7 protein-coding genes are annotated in these 8,907 nt (G+C 69.5%); 4 read left to right on the top strand and 3 right to left on the bottom strand.

Features of this window, described 5'->3' with window-relative positions:
• Positions 1-63: 63 nt before the first annotated feature.
• The 3 genes from ACFTZB_RS39275 to ptsP all read right to left on the bottom strand — a co-directional run bounded on the left by ACFTZB_RS39275 (position 64) and on the right by ptsP (position 4,424).
• On the bottom strand, positions 64-1,206 hold the full coding sequence (locus ACFTZB_RS39275; protein ID WP_378440373.1) for an acyl-CoA dehydrogenase family protein: 1,143 nt from the start codon (positions 1,204-1,206) through the stop codon (positions 64-66).
• 127 nt (positions 1,207-1,333) lie between these two features.
• The gene (locus tag ACFTZB_RS39270; RefSeq protein WP_378440370.1) at positions 1,334-2,671 is read right to left on the bottom strand and encodes a uracil-xanthine permease family protein; all 1,338 of its coding nucleotides are present in this window, start codon (positions 2,669-2,671) and stop codon (positions 1,334-1,336) included.
• 82 nt (positions 2,672-2,753) lie between these two features.
• Positions 2,754-4,424, bottom strand: coding sequence for a phosphoenolpyruvate--protein phosphotransferase (gene ptsP, locus ACFTZB_RS39265; protein WP_378440368.1), 1,671 nt, complete (start codon positions 4,422-4,424; stop codon positions 2,754-2,756).
• Between the two features lie 197 nt (positions 4,425-4,621).
• Here ptsP and ACFTZB_RS39260 point away from each other — a divergent pair, with 197 nt between their 5' ends.
• The 4 genes from ACFTZB_RS39260 to ACFTZB_RS39245 are packed head-to-tail and all read left to right on the top strand — an operon-like array spanning position 4,622 to position 8,794.
• Complete coding sequence (locus ACFTZB_RS39260) at positions 4,622-5,389, top strand: DeoR/GlpR family DNA-binding transcription regulator (RefSeq protein WP_378440375.1); 768 nt, start codon at positions 4,622-4,624, stop codon at positions 5,387-5,389.
• Positions 5,386-6,366 carry a 1-phosphofructokinase gene (gene pfkB / locus ACFTZB_RS39255; protein WP_378440366.1) on the top strand — a complete coding sequence of 327 codons (981 nt, stop codon included), beginning with the start codon at positions 5,386-5,388 and terminating at the stop codon, positions 6,364-6,366. Before ACFTZB_RS39260 ends, pfkB begins: the two co-directional genes overlap by 4 nt.
• 16 nt (positions 6,367-6,382) lie before the next feature.
• Positions 6,383-8,488, top strand: a complete 2,106-nt coding sequence (locus ACFTZB_RS39250) for a fructose-specific PTS transporter subunit EIIC (RefSeq protein ID WP_378440364.1) — start codon at positions 6,383-6,385, stop codon at positions 8,486-8,488.
• A 48-nt stretch (positions 8,489-8,536) separates the two neighbouring features.
• The gene (locus tag ACFTZB_RS39245) at positions 8,537-8,794 is read left to right on the top strand and encodes an HPr family phosphocarrier protein (RefSeq protein ID WP_005261132.1); all 258 of its coding nucleotides are present in this window, start codon (positions 8,537-8,539) and stop codon (positions 8,792-8,794) included.
• Positions 8,795-8,907 lie beyond the last annotated feature (113 nt).

Genomic DNA, 8,907 nt, shown 5'->3' with positions numbered 1-8,907 from the left:
CTCGCATCCACCCCGGTACGGCCGGAGGCCGGAGTTCGTTGCAGATACGCAGGTCGCGCCTCGTCAGAGATCGAGTCCGCGTCCGATGATTTCCTTCATGATCTCGGTGGTCCCGCCGTAGATGGTCTGAACCCGAGAATCCATGTACGCCTTCGCGATCGGATACTCCTTCATGTACCCGTAGCCGCCGTGCAGCTGCAGGCACCGGTCGATCAGCCGGACCTGCGCCTCGGTGGTCCACCACTTGGCCATCGCCGCTTCCTGCACCGACAGCTTCTCGTCGTTGAGCAGCTCGATGAACTTGTCGACGAGTACGCGGACGGCCGTCGACTCCGTGGCGAGTTCGGCGAGCACGAAGCGCGTGTTCTGGAAGCTGCCGATCGACTTTCCGAAGGCCTTCCGGTCGCGGCAGTACTGGATCGTCATGTCCAGCGCCGATTCCATTGCGGCGGCGGCCACCACGGCGATCGACAGCCGTTCCTGCGGGAGGTTCTTCATCAGGTAGAGGAATCCCATGCCCTCCTCACCGAGAAGGTTGGCGGCGGGGACGCGAACGTCGGTGAAGCTCAACTCCGCGGTGTCCTGCGCCTTCATTCCGATCTTGTCGAGGTTGCGGCCGCGTTCGAAGCCCGGCATGTCCCGTTCGACCACCAGGAGGCTGAATCCCTGCGCCCCCTTGTCGGGATCGGTACACGCGACGACGATCACGAGGTCGGCGTTGATGCCGTTGGTGATGAACGTCTTGGAACCGTTGAGGACCCAGTCGTCGCCGTCGCGCACGGCGCGTGTCTTGATGCCCTGCAGGTCGCTGCCGGTCCCCGGCTCGGTCATCGCGATCGCCGTGATCAGCTCACCCGACGCGAAGCCGGGCAGCCACCGCTGCTTCTGCTCCTCGTTGCTCAGGTCGAGCAGATACGGTGCGACGACATCGTTGTGCAGGGTGAAGCCGATGCCGCTGTAGCCACCTCGGGTCGTCTCCTCGGTGATGATCGCGTTGTACCGGAAGTCGCGCACGCCACCGCCGCCGAACTCCTCCGGCACGGCCATGCCGAGGAAACCCTGTTTTCCGGCCTCGACCCACAGGCTGCGGTCGACGATGTTCTGCTCTTCCCACTTGGCGTGGTTCGGCTCGGCGTGCTGTGCGAGAAACTTGCGGTACGACTCCCGGAACAGTTCGTGCTCCGGTTCGAACAGGGTGCGCTCCACGCCGACTCCTCGTATCAACTGTCTGTTACGTCTCGTTCGAGATACGTCTCGTTCGACGGTAGAGGCGAGAACCTACAGGGTGAATGACCCAGGTGATCGGGATTCGTGACCCATCCGGTCACCGGGGTCAGGGCCTGCGGAACCGCGCGAGCCAGCGCATCACCGGGTAGGCGACGAGGATGCCCACCGAACCCCACGCGATGCCGCCCAGTTCCACCGATCCGATCGTCAGAGTCAGGTCGCCGATGCCGGCGACGAGCGCCGCGGCGACCACGGTGAGGTTCACGGGATCGGTGAAGTCGACGTCGGCGTCCATCCAGATGCGGACACCGAGGACGCCGATCAGCCCGTACAGCACGAGGGTGGCGCCGCCGATGACACCGTTCGGCACCGTGAACACGAGGGCCCCGAACTTCGGCGAGAACGCGAGAACCACGGCCGTGGCGGCGGCAACCCAGTAGGCAGCGGTGGAGTACACCCGCGTCGCGGCCATGACGCCGATGTTCTCGGCGTAGGTGGTGGTTCCGGAACCACCACCGAATCCGGCGACGGTGGTGGCCAGTCCGTCCGCGACGAGGGCGTCGCCGGCGACGTCGTCGAGGGAACGACCCGTCATGGCCGACACCGCCTTGACGTGGCCGACGTTCTCGGCGATCAGGACGATCACCACCGGCAGGGTCAGCGCGATGACGGACCATTCGAACGTCGGTCCCCGCAGTTCGGGCACACCGAACCAGGCCGCGTCCCGCAACGCCGTCACCCGCTCCTCCGCGAGACCGCCGATCACGGCGGCGAACACCCAGCCGACGACGACGCCGACGAGGATGCCGAGGCGGCCCAGCAACCCCGGGCCGAGGACGGTCACGAGCAGGATCGCGAGCAGGGTGACCCCGGCGATCAGCGGTTGCGACTCGAACGAATCCACCGCGGTGGGTGCGAGATTGAGCCCGATCAGCGCCACCACCGCGCCCGTGACGACGGGCGGCATCACCGCGTCGATGACCCGCGACCCGGCCAGCTTCACCGCGACACCGATGACGAGCAGCAGCAGTCCCGCGGCCGCGACACCACCGAGTTGCGCTGCGGGACCGGAACTCTGCGACGCCGTCAGCGGCGCGATGAATGCGAACGACGACCCCAGATAGCTCGGGATTCGACCGCGGGTGATGAGCAGGAACAGAACCGTCCCGATACCCGAGAACAGCAGCGTCGTGGTGACCGGGAACCCGGTGATCGTCGGCACCAGGAGGGTGGCGCCGAACATCGCGATGACGTGCTGCATCCCGATTCCGACCGTGCGCGGCCAGGTGAGGCGCTCGCCGGGAGCGACCACCTCGCCCTCGCCGATCCGCCTGCCGTCGCCGTGCAGTGTCCACCCGAACGCGCGCGTGGTAGAAGACGGGCCGTCAGCGCCGCCGACCGGACCGTCGGGGGTGTCGGGTGCGCCGGTTTCTCGTTTCGTCACAGTTGGCCAATCGTAGGCACGATCTGCGAGTGTCGCGCCCTCGGGACCGGATCCGGACGACAATCGTGACCGGAAACCGGGACTACGCGCCCAGCACCCGCACCGCCGCGGCTCGTGCCTCCGCGGGATCGCTCGTGGCGAGCACGTCCTCGGCGGCCCGGCGGCAGTCGTCCAGCGTGACCGATCCCACCTTCGCCCCCACACCGGACACGGCAGCACCGGCGCAGGACAGCGACGTGACACCGAGTCCGATCAGGACGCAGGCGAGCAGCGGATCGGCGGCGGCCTCGCCGCAGACACCGACCGGATTGCCCGCCGCGACGCCGGCCGCGGCCGTGCGCGCGACGAGCGCGAGAACGGCGGGCTGCCAGGGATCGGTGAGCGACGCCAGGTCGGACGACATCCGGTCGGCGGCCATCGTGTACTGCGCGAGGTCGTTCGTGCCGATGGACAGGAAGTCGACGTGACGCAGAAGGCGGTCGGCCAGCAACGCCGCGGCAGGCACCTCGACCATCACCCCGGGCACGAGACCGCGGGCGCGGACCTCGGCCGCGAAGGATTCGGCCTCGGCGGGAGTCGAAATCATCGGCGCCATCACCCACGGCTGCGACTGCGTCTGCTTCGCCGCGGCGGCGACGGCGTCGAGTTGCCTGCTGAGGATGCCCGGGTTCTGTTCGGCGATGCGGATGCCGCGGACCCCGAGCGCGGGGTTCGCCTCGTCGGCGTGATTGGCGAAGCGCAGCGGCTTGTCCGACCCCGCGTCGAGGGTCCGGATCACCACTTTCCGGCCCGCGAACGCGTCGAGCACCTCGCCGTAGATCTCGGCCTGCTCGTCGACGCCGGGCTCGGAATCGCGGTCCAGGAAGCACAACTCGGTGCGGAACAGTCCGACGCCCTCGGCGGCGGTCCCGGACGCCGACCGCGCCCCGGCCCCGTCCTGCACGTTGGCCAGAATCGAGACGGCGTGCCCGTCGCTGGTGCGGCCCGGCCCTTCCCAGGACTGGATGCGGAGCCGCTCGGCGCGCCCGTGCTCCACGGCGGCGCGGGCCTCGATGGGGTCCGGTTCCATCACGAGTTCGCCCGCCGAGCCGTCGAGGAGCACGGGCGTGCCCGAGACGACGGATTCGAGATCACGCACCGCGACGACACACGGGATGCCCAGCTGCCGCGAGATGATCGCGGTGTGGCTCGTCGGGCCGCCGAGAACGGTCACGAGTCCGACGATCAGCTCCGGATCGAGACCGGCGGTGTCGGCGGGCGCGAGGTCCTGGGCGCAGAGGATCGACGGGGTCGTGGGCACGGGGATGCCCGGCTCGGGCAGGCCGAGGAGTTCGGAGACGACGCGGTCGCGGATGTCACGCAGGTCGGTCACGCGTTCGGCCATCAGCCCACCCATCTTGGTGAACAGGGTGACGAACTGCTCGGTGGCCTCCGCTGCCGCCTCCCCGGCCGGGGTTCCGCCGGCGATCAGCTTCTGCGCCGCACCGAGCCAGCCGCGGTCTGCGGCCATCGCCGCGTTCGCCTGCAGCACCTCGGCCGCGGCGCCGGAGACGCTCGCCGCGCGGTCGCGGAGTCGCTGCGACACCACGGCTGCCGCCTCCTCGAAGCGGACCTTCTCCGCGTCGCGCGACGCCTCGTCGATCCGGGCGGATCCGGGTGCGACCTCCGGCCGCGGGGCCGGCCAGATCACCGGCGCGTAGGCAATGCCCGGTACCACCGGCGTACCTCGCACGATTTCACGGTCTTCGGTCATCGGGTCCTCCTGGCCGGCTCGTTCTGTCGTCACACAGTCGGAAATGCGAATCGACTATGTGACGGAGATTACTCTCAACTCTTGACATGTCAACACACTCGGGCGTAAAACAACATGACACAACATTTCGTGTGATGCAGACCATAACGGATCTCGTCACCGAACACTTCATCGACGAGAACAGGAACGGGGTCACGGTGTATCCGGAAGAACGCCAGCAAGCGGTCACCACGCTGATCTCGCAGCGGGGGCGCATGTCGGTCGCCGACCTCTCCGACACATTCGGCGTCACCACCGAGACCGTGCGCCGCGACCTCGCGCTGCTCGAGCGCCTCGGCCACATCCGTCGCGTGCACGGCGGCGCGGTGCCCGCGAGTTCCCTCACCGTCACCGAACCCGGCATGACGGAGCGCGATCACACCCGCGCCGAGCAGAAGGACCGGATCGCCAAGCGCGCCGCCGCCTACCTGCCGCCGTCCGGTGGCAGCGTGCTGTTCGACGCGGGAACCACCACCGGGCGCATCATCCCGGAACTGCCGTCCGATCTGGACCTCACCGTGATCACCAACTCGGTGCCGATCGCGGCCCGGCTCGCCGGACTCAATTCGGTGACCCTCCACATGCTCGGCGGCCGCGTTCGCGGGATCACGCAGGCCGCCGTCGGAGAGGAGGCGCTGCGCATCCTCGATGTCCTCCGCGTCGACGTCGCGTTCATCGGCACCAATGCGCTCAGCGTCGGCCACGGTCTGTCCACACCGGACACCGAGGAGGCCGCCGTGAAGCGTGCGATGGTCCGCTGCGCCAACCACGTCGTCGTGGTCGCCGACTCGTCGAAGGTCGGCCGTGAGCACCTCGTGAGCTTCGCCCCTATCCACAGCGTCGACATCCTCGTCACCGACGCCGACATCACGCCCGCAGACCGAGCCCACTTCCACGACCAGGGAATCGAGGTGGTGATCGCATGATCGTCACGCTGACCGCCAATCCGAGCATCGACCGCACCGTCAACCTGCTCGGGCGCCTCGAACGGGGAACCGTCCTGCGCGCAGCCGCGACCCACAACGACCCGGGAGGCAAGGGCGTCAACGTCGCCCGCGCGCTCACGTCCGCCGGTGTCGACGCTGTCGCGGTGCTGCCCGGCAACGACGGCGACCCGCTGCTCACAGCCCTGTCCGAGCACGGGATCGAGCACGTGACCGTCGCGACGTCCGGTTCGGCACGCACCAACATCACGATCACCGAACCCGACGGCACCACCACCAAGATCAACGAACCCGGTGTCACGATGTCGGCCCGGTCCCTCGCCGACCTGCAGTCGGAGATCATCGAACGCGGGTCCCGGGCCGAATGGGTGGTGCTGTCCGGCTCCCTTCCGCCGGGCATCCCGGCCGACTGGTACGCCACGCTCGTCGAGGCGCTGCGTTCGGCATCGTGCCGGGTGGCCGTCGACACGTCGGACGCCCCGCTGCTGGCACTCGCGGACCGGTTCCCGGCAGCCTGCCCCGACCTCGTGAAGCCGAACAGCGAGGAACTCGCGCAACTCACCGGCGCCGACGGGCGCCTGCTCGAGGATTCCGCGCTGCGGGGAGACCCGACGGCCACCGCCCACGCGGGCAGGCAACTCGTGGACCGTGGGGTCGAAGCCGTCCTCGCCACGCTCGGCGCCGCGGGCGCCGTGCTCGTGACCGAGGCCGGCGCCTGGTGGGCGACGCCACCGCCGATCGTCGCCCGCAGCACCGTCGGCGCCGGCGACTCCTCACTGGCGGGCTACCTGGCAGCGCACCTGTCCGGCGCATCGCCTGCGGACTGCCTCCGATCCGCCGTCGCCTACGGCAGCGCGGCGGCCGCCCTCCCGGGCACCACCCTGCCGACCCCCGAACACGTCGACCTCGACGCCGTCACCGTCACCGCCCTCAGCTCCCCCGCCCCCGATCCGGCCTGAACCAGAAGGAAACACCATGTCTCACTCGACACCCGACCGCGATTCGGGGCCGCAGATCATCAGCGAAGATCTGATCTCCCTGGACACCGACCTCGGAGCCTCCAAGGAGGACGTGATCTCCGCGCTCTCCCAGCGTCTGGCGGACGCCGGTCGCGCCACCGAGGCGGACTCGCTCCGCGACGCCGCGCTCGCGCGCGAATCGCAATCGGCGACAGGACTTCCCGGCGGGATCGCGATCCCGCACTGCCGCTCGGAGGCTGTCGTCGCGGCGTCCCTCGGATTCGCCCGGCTCGCCCCGAAGGTCGACTTCGGCGCCCCCGACGGACCCGCCGATCTGGTGTTCCTCATCGCCGCGCCCGAGGGTGCGGGCGCGGAGCACATGAAGCTGCTGTCCTCGCTCGCCCGGGCGCTGGTGCGTCCGGCCTTCGTCGGGTCGCTGCGTGATGCGACGACCCCCGCCGAAATCGTCACCCTGGTCAACGACGTCCTGGCACCCGCGCCCGCAGCCGCACCTGCTGCCGCGACGGCCGCTGCAGCACCCGCCGCCGCTGCGGCCCCGGCTGCTGCCCCGGCTCCGGCCACGACACCCGAACCGGTCGCCCCGGAGAAGGAACCGGAGCCCGAGGCGGGACCGAAGCACATCGTCGCGGTCACGGCCTGCCCGACGGGCATCGCCCACACCTACATGGCCGCCGACTCCCTCGTCGCCGCCGGCGAACGCGCAGGCGTCGTCGTCCACGTGGAGACGCAGGGGTCGAGCGGCAGCACACCGCTGGCAGCCGGCCTGATCGCCGGCGCATCCGCCGTCATCTTCGCCACCGACGTCGGCGTGAAGGGCAAGGAGCGTTTCGCGGGCAAGCCGGTGGTGGCGTCGGGCGTCAAGCGCGCGATCAACGAGCCCGACACCATGATCACCGAGGCACTGCGCGCGGGGATGAACCCGTCCGCGGCGACCGTGGACGCGGGGAGCGCGGGCAGCACCGCGGACGAGCCTGCCGGATCGGTCGGCTGGGGCACCCACCTGCGTCAGGTGCTGCTCACCGGTGTCAGTTACATGATCCCGTTCGTCGCCGCGGGTGGACTGCTGATCGCCCTCGGATTCCTGCTCGGCGGCTACGAGATCTCCGGTCCCGCGGAGGACATCGTCCTCAACAACTCCCTCGGCCAACTCCCCGACGGCGGCCTGACGACGTACCTGGGCGCCGTGCTGTTCCAGCTGGGTTCGCTGGCGTTCAGCTTCCTCGTCCCCGCACTGGCCGGTTACATCGCCTTCGCGATCGCCGACCGGCCCGGTCTGGCACCGGGCTTCACCGCCGGTGCGGTGGCCGTCTTCGTCGGCGGCGGATTCATCGGAGGCCTCGTCGGCGGTCTGATCGCCGGTGCGGTCGCGCTGTGGATCAGCCGGATCCCGGTGCCCCAGTGGTTGCGCGGCCTGATGCCCGTGGTGATCATCCCGCTGTTCGCGACGCTGATCGTCGGCGCACTCATGTTCCTGGTCCTCGGCCGGCCCCTCGCCGCGATCACGAACGGCCTGACGGACTGGCTCAACGGACTGTCCGGCAGCTCCGTCATCTTCCTCGGCATCATTCTCGGACTGATGATGTGCTTCGACCTCGGCGGCCCGGTCAACAAGGCCGCGTACGCGTTCGCCGTGGCAGGCCTCAACGTCAACGACCCCGCCTCGCTGCGGATCATGGCGGCCGTGATGGCCGCGGGTATGGTCCCGCCGCTGGCGATGGCCCTCGCGTCGACCGTCCTGCGTCCCAGCCTGTTCAGCGAGGCGGAACGGGAGAACGGCAAGGCGGCCTGGCTCCTCGGCTCGGCGTTCATCTCGGAAGGCGCCATCCCGTTCGCCGCCGCCGACCCGCTGCGCGTCATCCCTTCGATGATGGCCGGCGGCGCCGTCACCGGCGCCCTGATCATGGCGTTCGACGTCACCCTCAGCGCGCCGCACGGCGGAATCTTCGTCTTCTTCGCCATCGGCAACCTGCTGTGGTTCCTGGTGTCGCTGGCCGCCGGTGTCGTCGTCGCCTCCCTGTGCGTCGTCGGCGCGAAGGAATTCATCAAGCCCGGCGCGTCCGACGCCGAACTCGACCCCGACGTTGCGACAGTCGCAGCGTAAGAGAAACAGATCGACCCGCACCACCCCCACCGACAGAGGAGAGAGTCCATGCCCAGCACCACAGTCGCCGTCGGTTCGTCCATCGGCCTGCACGCCCGTCCCGCCGCCGTCATCGCCGAAGCGGTAGCCGCCGCCGGTGTGCCAGTCACGCTGGCCGTGGCCGACGGTGAGCCCGTGGACGCCGGTTCCGCACTGCTCATCATGACGCTCGGCGCCACCAAGGGCACCGACGTCACGGTCACCAGCGACGACGCCGACGCCGTCGAGAAGGTCGCGCAGCTCGTGGCGGCCGACCTCGACGCCTGACCGGTACCCGGCCCGTCAGCTGGTGAGCCCCAGCTGACGGCCGGTCCAGTCCATCTCGCGTTCGAGTGCCGCACTCCAGGTGGCGCCCTCATGGCCACCGGGAAGTTCGTAGT

The sequence above is a fragment of the Rhodococcus sp. NPDC057014 genome, from assembly GCF_042673295.1.
Lineage (GTDB): Bacteria > Actinomycetota > Actinomycetes > Mycobacteriales > Mycobacteriaceae > Rhodococcus_F.
Note: the sequence above shows the minus strand (reverse complement) of the source record. Positions and strands in the feature narration are given on the sequence as shown.

What these genes read in the sequence shown, in the direction of transcription:
- ptsP (WP_378440368.1), bottom strand. Translation starts at nt 4,424, where the DNA reads ATGACCGAAGACCGTGAAATCGTGCGAGGTACGCCGGTGGTACCGGGC.
- pfkB (WP_378440366.1), top strand. Translation starts at nt 5,386, where the DNA reads ATGATCGTCACGCTGACCGCCAATCCGAGCATCGACCGCACCGTCAAC.
- ACFTZB_RS39250 (WP_378440364.1), top strand. Translation starts at nt 6,383, where the DNA reads ATGTCTCACTCGACACCCGACCGCGATTCGGGGCCGCAGATCATCAGC.
- ACFTZB_RS39245 (WP_005261132.1), top strand. Translation starts at nt 8,537, where the DNA reads ATGCCCAGCACCACAGTCGCCGTCGGTTCGTCCATCGGCCTGCACGCC.